Here is a 20,646-nt window from a genome sequence, read left to right on the forward strand (position 1 = left end):
TATCAGAAGGGAATATTGCAAATGGATAAAACTCAAGTAATGGTGCATTTCAGTTTGTTTGGTGATGAATTTCCAATAGATGAAGTAACGAAACGTTTAGGAATAACCCCTACTCTATCCTACAAAAAAGGTGACCTCATTCCTCGGCGTAACTCTTTGCATCCCCACTATCGAAAAGAAACAGCTTGGGATCTAAGTAGTGGTTACCAAGAGTCCTATGATGTTAAGGAACAAATGGATCAGGTTTTAGATCCAATAAAAAATCAAGTAGCCGTAATAAATCAGTTAAAAGAGGACTATAAACTGGAATGCAAATTCTTCATCGTAATAATAATGGAAAACGGGGATACGCCTGGTTTATATCTAGATAATGAACAAATTGAATTTGCAAGTAGGATAAAAGCCGAGTTTGACATTGATTTGTACGCAAACCCTTATGATGGTATAGAAGATTAAAATAAGCTAAGGCATTTTTTCTTTTTCAAGTAAACCAGCTAATAGAAGCTATAGTAATCTTCCACAATCGGGCACTATCCTTGAACAAGGATAAGCGCTCATTTTTCATTTAAGGGTCAGATTGTGGAGCAAGTCCTTTAAAGAAAATTAGATCTATATGTTAAATTTTAAAGGAGATTGTGAAATTATGTACTTAAAGTAACGGGGCAGGATTGTTGAACAAGAGTGGGTTCAATACTGTTGGGTATTAACTTTACTGAAATTGGTTCTTAACTTAATGTAAGAATCAAATCAGGGTGTCATTATTTCCCTTATAAATGCATTAAATAAGGCACAAGTATATCAATGCTTTGTGCCTTATCTCTCTATTTACTGTACATTCGTATCTTTTTCTTTTTTCTTCTTCGCATCGTGTTTAGAATTTAAATGCAAGCCTAGCTTTACAGCACCATATCCACTAAGGCCAAGAATGCCAACAGCACCTAACCCTTTTGCACCATTACGCAAAACGAATGCCACGAATTTTTTATGATCAGGGTTTCCATACCTTGCATCATCGTACCCATTTACAAGCCTCAATGGCACGTTTTTTCCATACCGTAACACGGTCTTTTCAGGGTCATAGTCAGGTCCATAATGCCAATCTATACTATTGAATTCATCTCTTAATTTAGAATAAATTTTATCCTTTATTTTCACCATCATTCCTCACTCCTTTAAGTATTTTTTCAAAACCGACATACCGTATCTATATTTAAAATTATACTACATAAAAAATAAGGAACATAGATAAGTAATTATTGAACTAACGGAGTGCTTTAATGCAATAATTATAAATTCTAAATAGGCCGACTTTATACAAGCTTATATTCATACTTTGTATAAAGTCGGCTTATCCTTTATTCAGAAAATATACTGTCATTTACGGCATTGATTAAATGCCAAATAACGCCTTGGCGAATGGAAAATTCCTAAGCAATTAAAAAAGGTCATTAGCGCTATTTCTTCTTTCTCCTAATTTGAAGGCTCCAGCCTTTATGACAACAATATTTAAAACACAATAAGGCAAACAGAGGGAAACGAGGTATTTAACCGATTATTTATGTGCGGTATATTTTTTCGGTAAAGTGAGCATAATAAGAATAGACATTTCGGTAATATACTTATCGAGGAATCCCTAGATAAGTATATTACCGAAAACAATACCCGTAAAAAGCTTGATATCAAGGGTTTTATCTATATTTGAATCGATTAATATATAAAGCGGATAAAATATTTCGGTAAAGTAAGTAGTTTTGGCGCATTTATTTCGGTAAAGTAAGCAGTGCTATTTAGACGGAAAAGATAGAAAATGAACAACAAAAAAACTGTTGTACATTTAAACAACAGTTTAGCTTGTCTTCTGTTCTGTAATTGAGTCCATTAATGACTCGATTTCAACATAAGGGCTTAGGCGATAGTCTATAGCGAGATGATTTTGCTTAAAGTCAAAATCGATTTTCCTTACGGATAGGAGAAAAATTGAGCGTTTTTCTTCATTATTATAGTAATGAATGTCTTGTTTAAAACGGTCTATTAACTCCATAGTCATCCGATCTTCCAAAAGAAGATCAATTTGTGAGAGGACATTTATATAAAGCGATTTGTTTTGTTCCTTGGATTTGAGCTGTAATTCGATAGCTTCACGGAATTCCTCATAGTTTTCGTTGTTTGGATTTATAAGGCTCATTTTATAACGGAGATTTTTAATATCCGTTGTTAAAGACTGAATTTCTTTGCTACAGAGTTTTTTCCAGTTATTCGAGGTTTTCTTAAATATATTCTTATGAGATTTTAATTCCCTAGCCCACCTCAAAGAGAAATCATTAATGACCTTCTGATGTAAAGAATCAAATCGTATTTTACATTTGCAGTTTGGACAAAAGTAAATCGATTCATTTTTCTTTGACTTTGCAGATGTCTGATTTTTTGTTTTCAGCTTCTCTCCACAATCCGTGCAAAAAACTAAGTTCCTTAATACAAACGGACTGTCCAGTCGATCCTTGTTTTTCTTGGAGTTTCTAAAGAATTGTGTAGTTTCCCATAAGCTGGATCCTATTAAGGGAAGATGATGATTGGAAAACAAGGACGTTTCTTCAATCGGTTTTTTCTTGCTATTAGAGTAACTCGTTCGGGAAAACCACACTAAATTACCCATATACCATAAATTATTTAAAATGTACCTTACCGAAGAGTCTGACCAATGACTGTATTTTGAAGGGGTGGGTACTTTTGAGCTTTCAAGTAATTTCGCTATTTTCTTTTCACTATATCCGAAACTGTACAAGTAAAATATGAGTTTTACAATAGCGGCATTTTCATCTGGTACTAAATCACCGGTAGCATCATCTGATTTAGTATATCCATATGGTAGACGCGCCCCTGGTCTTTCTGGTTGACCTGGAGTTTTAGACTTGTTAATCAGAGTTTCTTGATAATTATAGGCTCTATAAGATTTCTTAACGGATTCTTCATAATCTAACGTTAATCTCATTTGTACTAAAGGATTATTTTCATTCCACTCTTCATCAAGTTTAGTAGACAACAGTTTTAAATCCGGCTTTTTTTCTTTGACAGGCACAATAAATTCTAAATAGAAATCTGCGATAAGCCGAGTTACTCGGGATTCGTCATAGAAAATGACTGTATTTGCATTTGAATTACTTAGGATGAATTCTTTCATTTCATTCATTTTTTCGCGCTTTTTGGCCGTAGTATGATAAGCCGATGTAGCTGCTTCTACAAATATAACAACAGCCTGGTACCCCTTAGATTTTGCTTTTATAATGATTTCCCTTTCTTGTATTGAAAGAGAATGACCGGTATTTTGTTTCTCATCTGACCAACGAATATAGCCGGTAGCAAGCTTCACGGAATCTTTATATATATTCCACGGTAAATTGATTGGTTGAAGATCTGGTCTTTCTTCTTCAGTAATTACATATACTTCATTTTCATAATAAGAAAACTTAAGCCCTATACTCATATAACTCCTCATTCCCCTCAATATATTTACCAAATGTAGTATGGTAGATAATAGCATCAGAACTTATCTCTATTTTTGAGAATAAAAGATTGACCAAGTATTCTAGTTGATAATTTTGTAATTCATTAGTAAGCTGCTCTTTTACTATATTGACGAAGGAGTTGATGCCATTTCTTGCTTCATCAATTTTAATTAACTTTGTATGAATGTGCTTCATTTCTTCTTTAATCGTTTTTGATTGTTTGACCAGTAAATCGAGCCTCATTTTTTTATTAGTCTCAATTAAATCTGTCATCTCTTTATGAAGAGATTGTAATTGATTTTGTAGATAAGAAAGCTGTTGTTTAAACGTTTTTTCTTGAGCTAATAAATATTTAAAGACATCATTTTTTATTTCTTTAACATCGATTTGCTCCAATACATATGCTAGGTGATCTAAAATTAATTGATTATATTGAGCAACGTCTAAATGGATTCTAGGGTGCCTTTTTGTACATACGTAGTATCCGCTTTCGCCCAGTTTACTTGATCGAAAACTCATTGTTGTTTTACAAATACTACATATAGGTGGCAATAATCCAGTGTTACCGGATTTAGCGATAGCAGCTTGTAATTCTTGTTCAGATTTTAATAAACTATCTTGAACTTTTAAGTAATCTTCTAATGAAATGATAGGTTCTACGTGATGTAGCGGGACATATTGGTTTTGAATTTTTATATGACCTGCATAAAAAGGGTTTTTTAGACAGTTAAATAATTTCTGATAGTTGGTAAATGTTCTTTTATACTTCATAAATATTTGGATTAATTCATCAGGTAATTGGGTGTTCATTACTGAATAGAATAGAGATCTTATATTATTTTCTATACCAGGTTCCGGTGTGTATTTTTTAGTATTTCTTTGGCCGGTTACGTTATATCCCAATATGGATTTAGGAAATTGTAAAGCTGCTAAATTAGTTCTTCCTGAAATGTTCCTGCCTTCAGATTGAGGAAAGATACCGTATAATGCTTCTACAGATAATACCTTTGAAAAGGGCGCTTGACTTGAATCTGTAAAAATAACATTTACCTCAAATTTATATAAAACTTTCACAAGATCAACGTATTCGTAAAAATTACGAGCAAGACGATCACGATTTTGAACAATCACCGTTTTCACTTTTCCTTTTTTGATCCCCGTAATGAGCTTTTGGAATTGAGGTCGTTGCTCGGATGTAAGTTTATTTGCGGAAACATTATCATCGAGAAAGTATTGCACTTTCTCGGTATTAATATTATTTTGAGCAAAATAAATTTCGGCCAAACTTATTTGCTGGCTAATATTTTGCCCAGAGGATGAGACCCTACAATATAAAGCTATCTCTTCTTTATATAATTCCTTTAAATCTATATATTCCATTACATTTGCTCCTTTTTCATAATGTCTTTGTTATGGATTAGTAGAGCCCCTTTCATATGTGGAGTGAGTTCTAGCTGATCCATAATGATTTTCTCAATCAGTCTTTTTAGAAAGTAAATTGACTCTTCTTGTGCTTCTTCATCAAAAGAAATTTTAACAACAGGTTTATGGGACATAGCAAACATCCTTTCATCAATGAATTAGTATAATCATTGACGAAAGGATAAATACTTATACTATTTTTCTGCGCTATGAGGTTCTAAATCTAGTTCAAGTTGATAAGCTGATGAACAATCTAAATGATTATCTAGCGGGCTTATGAAAATGCCTGATTCACTTGCGGGCACCTGTAGTTCTTTCAGGAGTTGTAATAAATCAATCATTTTTTTCTTGTCCTTCATTTAGATAATATTTTGAGAAACGCTCAATTATATTTTTAGAAATGCCTACAATCTCGCAGTTTTCATAGATAGATTCAATCCACTTGAGTTCTTGTTGTTTTGTATCCATACTTTTCCCCTTTTATGCTCCATTTTATTTTCGAAGGGATTATATTCTATGAGATTTTGCTTTTTCAAGAGGGAAAGAGGTTTTTTAGAAAAATATTATTCTTTTTTTTATTAGTTTTCTATCAAATGATAGGCGGAATTTTTTAAATGGTTTACCTCAACTTTTCCTGACAATACTTCGTTGTGTGCATTAATGTTATTCTCTGAATTAAAATGCTTTACTAAAATATTCATTAGATGTAAATTTTATAGAGACGTTAGGAGGATATAAATGTATGAAATTTTGCCAAAGATAATAGATAATCTAACTTCCAATCAGCTTGAAGAAATCTTTACTAGTAACAATTTACCCCTTCAGGGTTTTAGAATTAAGGGTCCGTCAAGTCCAGCGAAAATAAAAAGAATGAAAACTTTACTTACCAATCATTCAAAATTAGAATCCTATTTAAAAAAGGTAGCTGAAATACATAGCTCAAATAAAAATAAAGATTACTCTTGGGCTTTAGCATCCACTGTTGATAAAAATTTGATTCAAAAGAAAATTGAGGGTTCAAATATTGGTGAAGTAGCGTACGCATTAATTCTGGCAAATAAAACAAGTTTATTGAAAGATTTACTTTTAAATGAAAATGATGATAATACACCAGCAGTTAAAACCGAAAATACGATTAAACAAGAAGAAAAAAAGAAAGAAGTAATTGAAAGCAAGAAAGATGAATCTATTGTTATTCAACTTAGAAAAATCATTGAGAGTTTAGAAGGGGAAAATAGAAACTTAAATAATTCCTTAAAAAAATTAAGAAATAAAACGGCAAATTTAAATCAAGAGAATGTCGATTTAAAAAATAGAAATAATGAATTGAAAGATGAACTAAAAAAAGTAAACGAAAATTATATCAAAGTAGACAAAATAATAAAAACTAAAAACGATGAGTTAACAATGAGTAAAGAAGAAGTTTTAAAGCTTAAGGTAAATGAAAATAACGCTAGATTGAAAATAGAGAAGTTAAATAAATTGAAGGTTTTATTTTATGGAGCAAATATATACAAGAAATATGTAGAAACGAATGCTTCCTCTCTAGAGAATTTGATTTATGATTATGTAGATTGTTTCGAAAATACAGAAGACTATACATTATATCAAAAGCTAATAATACTATCTTTTACATTAAATAAGACTGAAATTCAAGAGTTGCGAGAAAATGAGAGTTTCAACTACTTTGAAGATTTGTATAACGTAGTGTTTATTTCTTCCTTAGAACAATTGAATGAGTATATTACAAAAGTGAGGCGTTATTATGAGTGAAAGAAAATATTGGGATTTAAAGTTTCTAGGTAAACTTAAAAATAACGGAAGATTTTTATTCGCTAAAGAAAATTCAGCCATTCGATTCCAAATTGAAATTATATCTAATCCACCAGTAAGTTTACCTGAAGATGCTTTAAGATATTTAACTAGCTTTTCAGATGAACTAGAGAGTTTAGGCTTTATAGACGACATAAATTTATCAGATGATGAAAGATGCAATTATTTAATTGAATTTTTGGATGCACACTATATTATGTTTAAAATTAAGTCTAAACACAATGAAGATGATAGATCTTTCTATAATGCATATGATTTAGAAATCAAAAGAAAAGAATCAGAGAATGATAATACCTTCTTCCAAATACCATTTATACGAACTTATTCAGGGAAGACCAACGATACTCTAAACAAATTATTTAACAATGAATACCTACAGGGGAGTTTTTCAATCTCTAAAGAATTTGATGATTATCCATCATTTTTATTAATAGGGGAATATGATCATAATACGCCTGAAAACCTTTACACAGACGACAAGATTGAAAAGTTATATGCTTTTGGACCAATTGAGGGTATTCATTACTCTGAGGAGTTTGGATTTAAATTCATAACAGATAAACAAAAGACATATTATAAAGAAATAAATTTATATGAATTAGGGGAATATTATCGATCCAAAGATAGAGTGATGTTTATTACGCGTGAAAAAGATAATGAAATTAGGGGATTATTAAAATCACAGGGAAAAAAGATTAATACTCAAAATAGCAAACCTAAAATTGAAGATATAAATGAAATCGAATTCCTAGAAGTATTTCGAGAAGTTGCATTATCGAAAAAACTCTCTTATAAGCCTTCAGATTTAACTAATTTTCATACCGCTATGAAAACTCAAAGCTTTGTCATTTTAGCGGGTATGAGCGGCACAGGTAAATCGCGGATTGTACAATGCTATCACGAAGCCCTTAATAAATTTGCCAATAAGTCGAGTAAAAGTTCAACTACAAAGAAAAGTAAGCTGCTTTTCGTTCCTGTAAGACCATTCTGGCAGGATGACAGCGATCTACTTGGATATTTGGATAGCTCGCAAGGAATTTATCGACCTGGAGAATCCGGATTAGTTGATTTTATTAAAGAAGCTAATGAAAATCCTGATGAATGTTATATTGTCTGTTTAGATGAAATGAATTTAGCGAAAGTAGAGCATTACTTCTCTCAATTTTTATCTATATTGGAGAGAGATATAAATGACAGATACATTAATCTTTATAATGATAAAATAAATGGTCGCGTTTACAATCAAAATGATTATCCACCGAGAATAACCCTGGGTGAAAATCTATTTTTTGTTGGTACCGTTAATATTGACGAATCAACTTTCCAATTCTCTGATAAAGTTTTAGATAGAGCTAACATTATAACTCTTGCATTATGTCCGTTTAAAGATATTCGAGCAAATATTACAAATCAGTCCAGCACTAAAGAAAAGAAAGAAACACTGTTTGAGGAAGAAGAGATAACTAAAGAGCCTTTAAGAACGTATATTAGGTTAAAAAGTATGAAGAAGATTCATAATAACAATGTATTAACGGAAGATGAAGTAGAATTGCTGTGGGAATTCAACTTAAAAATGCAGAAAGCAAATAGGCAGATAGGTGTAGGATATAGAATATTAGAACAAATTGAAAACTATTTAGCTAATTTACCAAATTCAGCTAATTTAGACAGACGTAATGCCCTTGATTTACAAGTCACACAAAGAATCTTAACGAAACTTAGAGGGTCGCAGGGGCAACTAGGAGAATTAATCGGTAAATTTGAAAAAGAAAATTATGTAAAAGGCGAACTTTTTAAGACATTAGACGATTATTCTCGATTATCAGATTTCACTTTAGCGAAGTTGAAATTAGAAAGTTTGGCTAAGGAGCTAGAGGAATATGGACATACCATTTAAATTAACCTTCTTTTCGAACGATTCTCCTGGAGTGGAGTTTAATAAATTTTCAACTACCTTAGATAAAGCTTTGGAAAACCTTGAAGAGCATTGTTACTCTTGCAAAGAATTACAAGATTTAAGGGTCAAGCTTGAAGGTGAACAGGGCAGTGTAGAATTATGGATTGAAATAATGGATATGTTACCTGAACAGTCATTTAAAGATTCAGAAGTGGAATTAGGATATTTTCTACCTTCTGAAGATATTCGGGGGATTTATCTGAATTTCAAGTCTCCTTTTAATATAAAGAAATTAGACTATAGTTGTCTTTTACCCGGAATTTATAGGATTGTTGTAACAGTAAATAAAGATGATAAATACTTCGCTTTTTTAAAAGTTAATCCATCAAGAATTAATGAAGAACAATTGAATTTAATGAGAGAAGAAGTGGAGAACATAGTGAGCGGCCTTGCTAGGGAAGTTGCTACTAAACGTAGTTTAATGGTGACTACAAATAGTTATAATAATAACGACTTACTACAAAAATATCACTTCCTAATTGCTCAGTCAGAGACGTTAATTACCAATATAAAGTTAATTTTAAAAGAGCCTAGATATAAAATTATCAAACGATATGTATTTAAATCAGTAGGCCAACCTACAAGAAATGATGTAAAGACTATTCAGTTAAAGCAAAGTAAACATACTCAAGCTCATAAGTTTCCTAGCTATAATTATGAGTTGGATTATAATTTATCTATTAATAGCAATCTTAAAAAAATGTTAGAAGAGTTTTTGAAAAATACTTTTTTGGTAGAAAAATATTTAGATGAAAATAATAAGTTGTTATTTAATGAATTATTTCTGCAAAAAAAATATAAATCTCCATTAGATGAAATTGAAAGGAAAATGGAAATATTAAAGGAACATTCTGTTAAATTAAGACAGTTGAAAGCTAATCTTTTAATTGCTTTGAAAAAAGAATGGATTGAGAACATAGATGCTAATCTGAAGAACCAAGATAAACTACCTCGAGTCCCGTATTATAGAACGATATATTCTCTATATTTACAATTAACGAAAGATAATACATTCGAGATTAACCCTTTTGAATATTATATTTATTATTGGAAGGAGACATCAAAACTATACGAGATTTGGGGTTTTCTAAAGATATTACTGATGTTAAAAGACAACGAAGAATTAAATTTCGATGAAATATCAGGTTGGATTTTTGATAGTACGGATAGTTCAAGACATCCTTTGTTAGCGCCAAATACTAAAATATCGCTTAGCAATTCTAAGGGTCTGAAATTAATTTTATTTTATGATTCATTTATTCCTAAACCAGATGAGGAAATCGATCCTCCTGAAAATCGATTAATTTCAGTAGAAAATAGTAATCGTCCGGATTTTAGAATGGATATTTATTATGAAGGTTTATTTAGGGGAAGCATACTAGCTGACTTTAAATATAGATCTTTAGGAAAGTTAGGAAATCCGGATGTTTATATTAATAATAGATATACGGAATACGGTTACAAGGTATATAAACAGCTTATGGACTATACGTATACCAGATCATTTTATTTGAATAGAAATACTAAATCGATGTATTCAGACTTTGCTGTACGTAGAGTTTTAGGTATTTTTCCCAAAGATAACGAATCTATTTCTTTTAACAGAGATACGGTAACAAATATCATTAGATGTTCTCTTTCACCTGGGATGAAATTTGATAAAATTGAAAGTGAACTTTTAGAGATTATTAAAGATGTCGTAAATATTAGCTCGGTATCGAGCACATAATAGAACTTTGATTTCTAAGTGAAAGGTTGCCTCCAACTATGGAAATTTTATCCTAATGTTATGAATATCCCTGTAAAACACATTAAGAATAGTAAATCAATCAGCTTAAAGGTCAATAAAATAGATTTCGAATTATCCAATAGATTGTATAAGACAACGATTAAACATCAAAATTATGATATTAAAGTATCTGTTGTATTAACCTATTCTTGTTTTTCAAAAGAATTTATGAAGTTGTATTGAATACGTAGATTGCCGTCAATACTACAGGTTACTTTATTCATATAAAACCAAGGTTGGTGAAATTGTAAAAAAATTTTCTTTTCAGGTTATATGTATTTATAAGATATTAAGGGAACATTTTTATCAGGAATGTTCCTTTTTTAATGGTTTTGAAAATATAAAACGGGCGGTGTATTTTCTGTAATCATAGAATTTATTGCGACATTCATTCTTTAAATATGGTACAATTTAGGTAAATATATAGAGAATTTTAGGATGTAAGGATATGGAAGATTGTAGAACACAGTTCAACAAGTTTCAAGATATTATCAAACTTAAAGAAGAAAATGAGATGTGGGTTTATATTTCGAAATGTCTAAAGATGACGTTGACCCAATCGCGGTAAAAAAAAGTGGATTCTTAATGTTCTTGAAGGACATACAAAAGCTGTGAAGATAAAGTTACCTTGTGTAACCGTTACTTATTCGGCTGGGTACCACGTAGATATTACTGTTTATTCAACTAATAATAGCGATGAAAAAGTATATCTTGCAAAAGGAAAACCTTCTAGTAGTGTCAAGCCCTGCTTGTAGCGATTGGTGAGGTGTTTCCCTTAAAACACGGGTTATTAAGTCATTAAGTGACAATAATGATAAGTTTTCATCAGTATTTTTGGCCATTTTGCTCCTCTCATCCTTTAAATTTAACTACTAAGGAATCAGTATCTATTCTATTCTAACTCATTTTCGACACTACATTTCAGCATCCCTTCTTCCTTAATAAATTTGTAACGTATCTATCTCTAAGTTATCTTTTACCTTTTTGATACCAAAGGCTGCTATCCTTGATATATGATAAGGATTGTAGTCTTTTTTTGTAGTCTTACTGGATGCATTTGCTTGCATAAATTTTGAAAAGTATTTTGGGAAATATCAGCCATATCATCTTGGTTAGGCAGTTAGAAGAGAATAATTTTCTAACGTGATCGTAGGGCTGGAATGTCCTAGTCGAGCGGATATACTTTGAGGATAACTCATACCTCTTCAAAATCAAGATGAATGTGGGTGACGGATATCGTGAAACCGAATGGGGTAACATTAGCGGCCTATACTCAATTTTCTAAAAATCTTTTCTATGCTTGGCCATTCACTTATCCAAGATAAATATGTACCGTTGGGGCTCGTTGATCCCATTATTTCACTTGATGATTTTTGAAAATAAAAGATATCCTCTCTAACTGCCAACAAGACTTACATAAAGCAATGACTTTATCAAATGATACTGGATTATTAACTCCTACGTGCAGTATTTGTTAAAAGCAATTCCGCTCAGGAAAGTTAAAAGAATGTAACTATTATTTTTCACTCATATCCTTTTGAATTTTGTACTCGAGAACCCGTCACTTTTAAAGGGCTTCTTTCATTTGTATAGTAAACTGGGTGCTAAATGTTTAATCGTCTCGCTGGGATTGAGATACGTAATTTTCCTGATTTGAAAGCCTACCTTATTATCTTCTACGTTATTAATCCGTAGGAGTAAATCCTCTTTTAAATCCTCTTTCGTCATCTTTATCATATTCATCACCCCAATAATAGATGTGTTATTTTATGTTAGTAAAATCTCATAATCTTTAAACCGGAATGTTCGTTCACGAGGTAAAGGACCTTATGGTTTGTAGGAGAGAATATTCGTTTGTAGGATGTGCTCTTTTTGGTCAACATTATCGATTATAAAATAATGAAAGAAGCTCTTTCTCAAAAACTGCTCCATCGATATAAACGGATCTAACCTAACTTGTTGTAGCATCTCCATTATACAGTAGGCCCAAACAGGCCCAAACAATATTAAATTAATTCTTAGATATTACTAATTCTATGTAAGTATATGGTAAAATGACATATTATATCTATTTTTATAAAAGGGGTTTAAAAATGACATTTTCAGTTATTGATTTACTAAGCATTTTTTTTATAGCAATATTGTTTGTAGGAATGTTTAAGATACAAAAGGCATTATCACCGAAAAATTATTTTTCAATGAGTTCATTCATTCTTGAAAATACAGTAAGTTTAAGGAAAATAATTATTAGAGTTTTTCTTTTGGTCGCATTTGGTACCATTTTATCAAAATTTTTTGTTTCAGATTATGTAATCACTATGGGTGCAGGTTTTGGAGCATTTTTAATAATCTGGCCGGCATTATTACTTCCTAAAAATGATATACCTCAATTTTACCTTTTAGGTAAAATGGACAAAGCAATATATTATCTTTTGTTAATTATTTTCTTGATTTCATCAACCTTACTAGTTTATTCAGGAGTTTATATTTCTCCAATTTCTTTTGATGTTTTTGCCGACATATTCAAAGGGTGGCTTGTAACTTTGTTGTTGGGTGTGTTAGGAACAGGTGGAGAAAATTTTGGTGGAAGATATTTAGATAAGAAAATCACATTAAAAAATTATCCAGAGGATGATATTAAACCGTTTAATCCTTTTGACTCTTCGGATGAAGAGGTAATAAATAGTGGTGAAGCGAATAAAGAGGTAATAAATAGTGATGAAGCGGAAAAAAAGCATAACTATGAAACCCTTTAAACCAAAAGACTATGAATATTTTATAAATGACTTTAAAATGGTGAGTCATAAAATTTTTAAAGTGTACTCAACTTCTATTCTAGATTGCTCTATTAAGTACGGTATTAATCCGAATTTTCTATTCACAATTATTGTTGTTGAACAATTAAATAGGGGGAGTTATCTAATCAGGTTATTTGAGAAAATAGCTGCACTGTGTTGTTATTTTTATAAAATTGACCCAAGCATAGGGCTTGCTCAAATAAAGTTAAGTACAGCTCAGTTAATAATAAAACATCCTGTAAAAAACTTAGCTTGGAAGCTAACACAACCTACTTTTAACATTGAATGTCTATGCTTAATAATTCGAGAACGAGGATATATTGATTTCAACAATAAAAGAGATTTACAAAACTTTATTTCTTGGTATACAACTGGTAAGGAAGGTAATGAAAAGATTCCTAGTTTGAAGGTTTATTTTTCATTAATTGAATGGAGTCTTAAAACGAATTATTTAAAGAGGTTAAAAAGAGGATTGGAGGAAAAGTGAAATGTATTCTTTATACCATAACCCAAGTGATAATTGTATATATAAAAAATGGGGTTCAAGGGAAATGAAACTCGAATACGAATTTCCTAGCGAAATAAAAGATTCACCAAATGGAAAATGTTCTGCGTTTATTTCACCTAATGAATGGGAGACTCCTGGAGATATTTTCATAATGTCAAAGGAATCAGGTAAAATAAAAAAAATGGGATTAGAAACATATGATAATAGACCGAAAGACTTAATTTGGATTAATGATGAAAATATTGCATATATATATGGATCTGTATACGGCACCGTTGATGTCGGTGGGAATATTTATAAGATTGATATTAAGTCATTGAAAAGCATTCAATTAACAAGATACAATACAAAAATTCAAGTTAAAAGTTTTACCAATATTGTTAATGATGAAATATTTTATATTGGAGTTGAATACATTGATAAAGGATATAATAAATTTGTTGAATTCGAAGGTAAAATAAACTATGAAAAATCGGTGTTATAGCATTTCGAGAAAACAGATGGGACGGTTATGAACCTGTCCCAATTGGTAGTGATAAGAATTTAAAGGAATTTAGGTCTCAGTTATTTGTTTGATTTCTTATCTATTCTATTAATGTCCTCCCAAAAGCAAGTGGCGAACCAGTAGATTCAGGATGACCTTTTACCATTTGAATATTTATTTTTCCTTTTGGATCCAGCGTGAGGCTTGACATACAATTACTTTTCCCAGAAGCAGATTTATACCAATACCCCAATTTGTCACCATTAATAACTGCTTTAAAACCTATATGTATTTGAGATTAACTCATCTCACTTTGATTGAGTCCACCAAACGTCTCTTCTGTATTATTAATTGTTGCATCAGAAGCAACTTGGGCTATGTCAGAAACCGCCCTAGAGATTTCCACAGGAAATTTCCCTCTTTTAACTAACCAAGAACTACAGGTGCACCTACTAGTGGAATAATCACTTTTGACATTTTCTTAATGACATTTCCCCTAATTCTAATTTATCCTAATTTCCGTTAGGCTTCTCCATTTCTATCAAACAAATTATATGTAACTATTGTTATAAAGAACTTTCTAGGAACGCAAATACAAAATGGGAACTATTCAATCGTTTCAATCCCTAATTGCCGTTGGATATGTTGAGAAATCAAGAGCAGTAAATAGTTTGGGTGTGTTGTGAAAAGAGATGTCTTTTTTTCTTCATCTAATAATCTTCTTTCTTCAATTTCATAAAAAGCTTTAACACTCATAATTTCCTCTGATTTATGGGAAAATAGTTAATGTTTATCACTCAAATTTAAGCCTAAGTACTTCTAAGTTTCAACAATTATCTTTTGGTTTTAGAAAAGGGGCATTGAAATTAATCAAGATATAGTTCAATATAAACAGCTTTTTATCCATAAAATAAAATTTGTTAAGAAAGTAACGGATGCTTTAAATTCATAGGATTTTTCAACAATAGGGCGCTTTTCTTGAATAAGAAGGCGTCTTTTTCTACCTGAGAATTATCGATACAAATTTTTATATTTATTATTTAATAATTGTTAGATCCTTTTACTGTATAAACGATAAACTCACTAACATCTCTTGTGTTGCCACATACGTTCGCACACGTTGAAAGCGGAGACAATAAATAATTTATTGTTTATTTGAATGTAACTATGCTTTATAAGCTTAATTATAACAGACCACCTGCTAACCATATTGCTCACACATTTGCTCACATAATTATTTTTTCGAGTTAAATTCATTTATCTCATTTGTTTTTAAACTTGCTTAAAACCTTGATAAATCAACCTTTTTCGAACTTATTTAATTCAGTTGAACTAACTTAATTTAGTCTAACGAGATTGATTAGGAAGTTTCTTTATTTACTTTTGGCTGGTTAGTATTTATTAAGATCTCTAGTTCTGCTACTAGGAGAACCTGGATGACCATTTGTGCTGCATTTTCTGCTGAAGCGTCACAACTAATAACTTTCAATTGAGTACTCACCTTTGTTTAAATTTAATAAGTAGGAAAATAATCAGTGGTATTAAGAAACTATCTTATTCGTCTAATTATTTACATTTTCTTGTCTTGAATTTTTACAAACGAATTATATTCGTTAAAACTTAAAAAAAACAAGGTTCTAAAGAAAAAGTATGAATTTTTTTATAATAGTCATAGTTGATAAAAGATTAAGAATGTCCTAAGGGTATTAAGAAGTTTGCTTATAAAATACAGAAATAATCTGAAGAGTATTGCAACTTATAATGTTATAGGGAGCACGTAAGAAAGTCCTGAAAAATTAAATTTCATATACGGAACCAATGGAGCCGGTAAAACATCTATATCTGAGGAAAAGAGGAAGATTTTCCGAGCTGCTCAATTGAGTGGAAGAATGGAAAGATGTCTACTTTTGTACTTTGGGTAAGGATTCCGTTGATCATCAAACTTAGGTTGCGGATTTGAAAGTGAAATTCAAAAATATAAAGAAGCAGTTAGAGCTTTATCTGAAAAACATAAAAAAAAAGGAAAGGTTGGTAGAAGAATTTAAAGATATAATTGAGGGCTTTAGAAACTCAAAAGATAAATTTATGAAGAAATATATAGGAGCTTCAAGGAATATGGAGTGGAGGTTAAAGTCGATAGACGAACTGAAACAAAAAAGAAATCTTTATATGACCGGCCAATGGAGAAAATTGATTTCTATCAATCAATCCTATTTGATGAAGCATTACTTCCTAGTTTATATAAGAACTTATCATATTCGTTTTGGCTAGATAAATAAAATTATTACACCAATATTTTATTGTATATTATTGTAATTTAATGTAATCTATGGGTTAATAGACAATTACCTTCGTATTAAAAGGAGTGTCATTAGTGTCGGAAAAACAAATGACGGTTCAAGAAAAAACATCAGCGGATTCAAAATTAATCGGTTTTGACTATCAATATTATTATTTTTTATATCAATTGTTACAGTTAAAAACTGAGCAAATAGTAGGTTATGAGGTTAAAGATGATGTGCATATCGATAAACCAGATGGAGAACAAATTCTAATACAGTTAAAGCACTCAATTGAAACGAGGGCAGACGGGGGCATAGTTAACTTAACAGAAAAAGATGAAGATATATGGAAAACAATTTCGAATTGGATAAAAATTATTAATGATCCAGTTGAAAAGAGGACATCTTTAGAGGCACAAATAAATTTTATCAATAAAACTGAATTTCAATTGGTAACTAATAAATCTAACTCTACATCAAATCAGTTTATAAAAAAACTGGCTGAGTATCAAAATGGTAAGCTGACAGTGGGGGATTTGAAATCATACTTAAAAATACTTTGTAGTCCTAAAACTGGCAAGGATACTCCTAAAGTTGACAAATACATCTCTACACTAGAAAGTCAGGCGGAAGAATGGCTACAACAATTTTTAAATAAATTGAGAATAGAGCATAATAAGGATGATTTAATCCAATGTATTAAATTACGGATTAAAGAGAAAAATGTAAAACATTCGCGTATTGATGATGTGTTTGCTTCTATAGATTCTCACTTGAAAACTTTAATTTATGAAGATGTCAAGGCTCGTAGAAAGGTATTATTCACTTTTGATGAGTATGATAAACATTTTACTAGATTCTTTGAATGGGGAAGAAGTATAAAATTACCTATTATTTTAGGTGATAACAAAGTGTCCTTACCCAAAAATCCAGAAAAATATACTTTTATTAAACAATTAATTGATATAGAAATTATAAGCCAGCTAGATAACGATTTTGAAGACAGCTTGATTAGTGTTTTTACAAGTAAGTATGAAATGCACAATAATCTATTACGTTGGCTTCAACAGGATGAAATTACTGAAGACGTAATACGACAATTTGATGAGGAAACAATACTAATATGGACAAATATTTTTGGGAGCATTTACAATAAGTTAAAAAGAAAACTTCGTCGAATGCCAATTGAACAAATTGATCAGGATGAATTGTTGGACTTAGCGAGTCAATGTTATTTTGAAGCATTAAAATTAAATCTCTCAATAGATGAGACCTCGCTAAATACTAGTATGAGTAATGGACAGTTTTATCTATTATCTGATATTCCGGTTCTTGGATGGGATATTAGATGGAAAGAAAGGTACTTAAATGAGTAATTTGGAAGCTTGGGTTAAGGGGGAAGTATCCCACTTAAATAACAACTATGTTAATCTCTATAATAACGAAATAATAGGATGCATTGGAATATATTCTGTTACAAAGCATATGAAATCTATAAGTTCAGCAAAAGCACTTTTAATACTTCCTATGGTATTTCAAAACGATTTATTGAGATATATGGGTAGGTCTAATGTTGATGTAAAGAGTATTGAACAACTTATTTTAAGAAAACCGGATTTATTATCAAACTTTAATGAACGTTTCTACTCACTGTTACAAGTTTCTATTAATTCGATTTTAATATTAAATGCACTTAACTTTTTAACTATAAACTCAGATGGGAAAATCGAACTACTAGGTGAAAGAGATTTTATTCCTAGTTATGAAGAAGAGGTAATAGGTAAAAGAGCTTTTCAGATAATTAATGTGTCATATAAAGTTGCAAAATTACTACAGGATAAAGTTGAAAATTTATACCTTCAACTAAGGGTGAAATTATGAGGTTTCATATTAATAAACTTATACTGTGGCTAAAAAACGGTAATATACGGGAATTAAACTTTAAAAACAATAAGGTAAATGTTATTACTGGTGAAAGTGGAACTGGTAAATCAGAAATCATTAGTATTATTGATTATTGCTTTTTTGCTAGTAGCATTGATATAACTGAGGAAAAAATTAATGAAAATGTAAATTGGTATGGTATCAAATTTACTATCAATGATAAAGTGTATACTATTGCACGAGGCAGAATAAAACAAAGGAAACTGTCTTCTGAGTATTACTTTTCATCATTAGGAGATATACCAGAAATTCCTGAAAGTAATATGCAGGAAAAAGATATTAAAAAAATTATAGATAAAGAATTTAGCATTACCGATAAAACCGTTTTTTCGTTTGGTGGAAACAAAATATCACTGGGAAGTAAAATTTCCCCAAGATACTTTTTTATGTTTAATACACAATCTGGTGATGTAATTACGCATAGTGAAGTATTCTTTGATAAGCAAAATAACGACAAATATAGGGAAGCTCTAACTAGAATTTTTGATTTAGCGGTAGGAATAGAAAATGAAGAAAACCTGAGTCTAAAAGAAAAAATAGCAAATTTAAGCAAAGATATTAACTCTTTAAAAAGAAAGCAGTTGGTTTTTGATAAAGAAATTAATGTTTTTAATGATAATATTATCTCATTAGTACAAAAAGCCCAAAACTATAACTTAATAGAATACAAGTCTTTGGAATTCGATGAAGCCTTTTCGAAATTAAAAGAAATAACTAATAGTTATAAGGAAGAAAACATTGATATAAATTTAGATAAAATTAATAAGTTAAAGATAGATAAGAATACACTAATAAGAAAAGTAAGAAATTTAAAGAGATTCAAAAAAGAATACCAGGAGTATAGAAAGCTTGAAGCTGTTAATCTAGATAGTTTAAAACCGGTGGTAGCCATTAAAGAGGCATACTATAAACTTCTAGGGTCACCAGAGGTCGATTTAATTATTAATGCTTTAAATGAGGAATATTATGAAATAAAGAAAAATATTGAAGGTAAACCCCCATTCGATTTTAACATTGATAACAAAATAAAAGAGTATGAAAAAAGTATTCAAAAAATAAATACACAAATTAATGATATTCCTATTAACGAAATGAAAACAAGGAACGAAATAGATAAATTAATGTTCATTGGGGAGCTCAAAGCTAAACTATCCCTTTACGAATCCCAATGGGAAGATTCGAAAGACAAGATTCAACAAAAAAATAAATTGGAAACAAAATTGTCTTTGAAAGCTGAATTAGAAAAAGAGGTAATTGATTATACAGAAACAAAAGAGGCTATATTACGTCTTCTTGACGAAGTAATTCAAAATTATTTGGATCAGAGTGCAGATGCTATTCCAACCTATAAAGGATACAAATCTGCTTTTCAATATAAGGAAAAAAGTTTAAAGCTAAAAGCACCAAAAGCTTTATTACCTAGTAAGGTTGGGAGTAGTTCAAATCACCTATTTTTACATTTGTGTCTCTTTTTAGGTTTGCAAGAGTTAATTATAAGACAAAAATCACCATATGTTCCTTACTGGTTAATACTTGACCAACCAAGTCGGCCATATTTTGGAGAAGAGGAAAAAAAAGAACTAAAAGAATGGAAAGATGTTTTAAGTACGGACCGGTCAAAAATAAAAATTGCAATGCAACTGTTAAACGACTATATTGCATATATAAATAATGAATTGAGTATGGACTTTCAAATTATAGTATTAGAACATATTCCAAAGTCCATATGGGAGGAGACAAAATTACAAAATTTTTATCTTGTTGATAAAGAGTTCAGTAATGGGAATGCATTAATTAGATTTGATAAGAATGAAAATCCTTATTAAGCTAAGGGGCATTGATTGGGCTGCTGTGGAAGTTTTTTGGTTCCAATCACGGGGCAATTTAGCAAAAAAAGGAATTTGAATATCCAATGCGGTAATTAAAGTAACAACTCTGTAATTTGTACCCACTAACTCAGGAATAGACAGTTGCGAATCAATACTATTATCTATGAGATAAATTAATTAATTGGTGTGGATGATTATAAATTTTTTAAAAGAATCCAAAAATACGTACGAACTCTTTAGAAATACTAGAGTGATTCTAAAAAAAGAAGGGATTTGTTTAAGAAAGAACCAATTATT

Annotated in this window: 18 protein-coding genes; 11 read left to right on the forward strand and 7 right to left on the reverse strand. The window is 30.5% G+C overall.

What is annotated here, in order from left to right; translation table 11 throughout:
• Positions 1-21 precede the first annotated feature (21 nt).
• Positions 22-456, forward strand: a complete 435-nt coding sequence (locus AC503W_RS08300) for a DUF4279 domain-containing protein (protein ID WP_494916759.1) — start codon at positions 22-24, stop codon at positions 454-456.
• A 369-nt stretch (positions 457-825) separates the two neighbouring features.
• On the opposite strand, the gene AC503W_RS08305 is transcribed toward AC503W_RS08300, so the two are convergent.
• The 5 genes from AC503W_RS08305 to AC503W_RS08325 form a co-directional block, all read right to left on the reverse strand.
• The gene (locus tag AC503W_RS08305) at positions 826-1,161 is read right to left on the reverse strand and encodes a hypothetical protein (RefSeq protein WP_494916760.1); all 336 of its coding nucleotides are present in this window, start codon (positions 1,159-1,161) and stop codon (positions 826-828) included.
• Positions 1,162-1,846: 685 nt separating this feature from the next.
• A complete protein-coding gene (locus tag AC503W_RS08310; RefSeq protein WP_494916762.1) occupies positions 1,847-3,481 on the reverse strand; it encodes a recombinase family protein in 1,635 nt (544 codons plus the stop codon).
• Positions 3,465-4,883: a recombinase family protein gene (locus tag AC503W_RS08315; RefSeq protein ID WP_494916764.1), complete on the reverse strand. Its 1,419-nt coding sequence runs from the start codon at positions 4,881-4,883 to the stop codon at positions 3,465-3,467. Before AC503W_RS08315 ends, AC503W_RS08310 begins: the two co-directional genes overlap by 17 nt.
• Positions 4,883-5,059, reverse strand: coding sequence for a hypothetical protein (locus tag AC503W_RS08320; RefSeq protein WP_494916765.1), 177 nt, complete (start codon positions 5,057-5,059; stop codon positions 4,883-4,885). The genes AC503W_RS08315 and AC503W_RS08320 overlap by 1 nt, the downstream gene beginning before the upstream one ends.
• A gap of 199 nt (positions 5,060-5,258) precedes the next feature.
• Entirely contained in the window at positions 5,259-5,393 is a 135-nt protein-coding gene (locus tag AC503W_RS08325; protein WP_494916767.1) for a hypothetical protein, read from the reverse strand.
• 270 nt (positions 5,394-5,663) lie between these two features.
• Here AC503W_RS08325 and AC503W_RS08330 point away from each other — a divergent pair, with 270 nt between their 5' ends.
• The 3 genes from AC503W_RS08330 to AC503W_RS08340 are packed head-to-tail and all read left to right on the forward strand — an operon-like array spanning position 5,664 to position 10,444.
• Positions 5,664-6,698, forward strand: coding sequence for a hypothetical protein (locus tag AC503W_RS08330; RefSeq protein ID WP_494916768.1), 1,035 nt, complete (start codon positions 5,664-5,666; stop codon positions 6,696-6,698).
• Positions 6,691-8,655 (forward strand): McrB family protein, encoded by a 1,965-nt coding sequence (locus AC503W_RS08335; RefSeq protein WP_494916770.1) that lies wholly within the window; start codon positions 6,691-6,693, stop codon positions 8,653-8,655. Before AC503W_RS08330 ends, AC503W_RS08335 begins: the two co-directional genes overlap by 8 nt.
• A complete protein-coding gene (locus tag AC503W_RS08340) occupies positions 8,639-10,444 on the forward strand; it encodes a hypothetical protein (RefSeq protein ID WP_494916772.1) in 1,806 nt (601 codons plus the stop codon). The genes AC503W_RS08335 and AC503W_RS08340 overlap by 17 nt, the downstream gene beginning before the upstream one ends.
• A 1,641-nt stretch (positions 10,445-12,085) precedes the next feature.
• Here the strand turns inward: AC503W_RS08340 and AC503W_RS08345 are convergent.
• Positions 12,086-12,241 carry a hypothetical protein gene (locus AC503W_RS08345; protein WP_494916774.1) on the reverse strand — a complete coding sequence of 52 codons (156 nt, stop codon included), beginning with the start codon at positions 12,239-12,241 and terminating at the stop codon, positions 12,086-12,088.
• Positions 12,242-12,597: 356 nt separating this feature from the next.
• Between AC503W_RS08345 and AC503W_RS08350 the strand changes: the two genes are divergently transcribed.
• From AC503W_RS08350 to AC503W_RS08360, 3 genes are read left to right on the forward strand one after another with little or no spacing between them, the layout of a single operon-like run.
• Positions 12,598-13,260: a hypothetical protein gene (locus AC503W_RS08350; RefSeq protein WP_494916775.1), complete on the forward strand. Its 663-nt coding sequence runs from the start codon at positions 12,598-12,600 to the stop codon at positions 13,258-13,260.
• Positions 13,220-13,789 carry a hypothetical protein gene (locus AC503W_RS08355; RefSeq protein WP_494916777.1) on the forward strand — a complete coding sequence of 190 codons (570 nt, stop codon included), beginning with the start codon at positions 13,220-13,222 and terminating at the stop codon, positions 13,787-13,789. The genes AC503W_RS08350 and AC503W_RS08355 overlap by 41 nt, the downstream gene beginning before the upstream one ends.
• 1 nt (position 13,790) lies before the next feature.
• Positions 13,791-14,294: a DUF4652 domain-containing protein gene (locus AC503W_RS08360; protein WP_494916779.1), complete on the forward strand. Its 504-nt coding sequence runs from the start codon at positions 13,791-13,793 to the stop codon at positions 14,292-14,294.
• 606 nt (positions 14,295-14,900) lie between these two features.
• Here the strand turns inward: AC503W_RS08360 and AC503W_RS08365 are convergent.
• The gene (locus AC503W_RS08365) at positions 14,901-15,050 is read right to left on the reverse strand and encodes a hypothetical protein (protein WP_494916781.1); all 150 of its coding nucleotides are present in this window, start codon (positions 15,048-15,050) and stop codon (positions 14,901-14,903) included.
• 1,200 nt (positions 15,051-16,250) lie between these two features.
• On the opposite strand from AC503W_RS08365, the gene AC503W_RS08370 reads away from it, so the two are divergent.
• From AC503W_RS08370 to AC503W_RS08385, 4 genes are all read left to right on the forward strand, one after another.
• Positions 16,251-16,565 carry a hypothetical protein gene (locus tag AC503W_RS08370; RefSeq protein ID WP_494916783.1) on the forward strand — a complete coding sequence of 105 codons (315 nt, stop codon included), beginning with the start codon at positions 16,251-16,253 and terminating at the stop codon, positions 16,563-16,565.
• A gap of 103 nt (positions 16,566-16,668) precedes the next feature.
• Complete coding sequence (locus tag AC503W_RS08375; protein WP_494916785.1) at positions 16,669-17,952, forward strand: hypothetical protein; 1,284 nt, start codon at positions 16,669-16,671, stop codon at positions 17,950-17,952.
• Positions 17,945-18,457, forward strand: a complete 513-nt coding sequence (locus AC503W_RS08380; RefSeq protein ID WP_494916786.1) for a three component ABC system middle component — start codon at positions 17,945-17,947, stop codon at positions 18,455-18,457. Before AC503W_RS08375 ends, AC503W_RS08380 begins: the two co-directional genes overlap by 8 nt.
• Positions 18,454-20,346, forward strand: coding sequence for a DUF3732 domain-containing protein (locus AC503W_RS08385; RefSeq protein ID WP_494916787.1), 1,893 nt, complete (start codon positions 18,454-18,456; stop codon positions 20,344-20,346). Before AC503W_RS08380 ends, AC503W_RS08385 begins: the two co-directional genes overlap by 4 nt.
• Positions 20,347-20,646 lie beyond the last annotated feature (300 nt).

Source organism: Peribacillus suis (assembly GCF_059384845.1).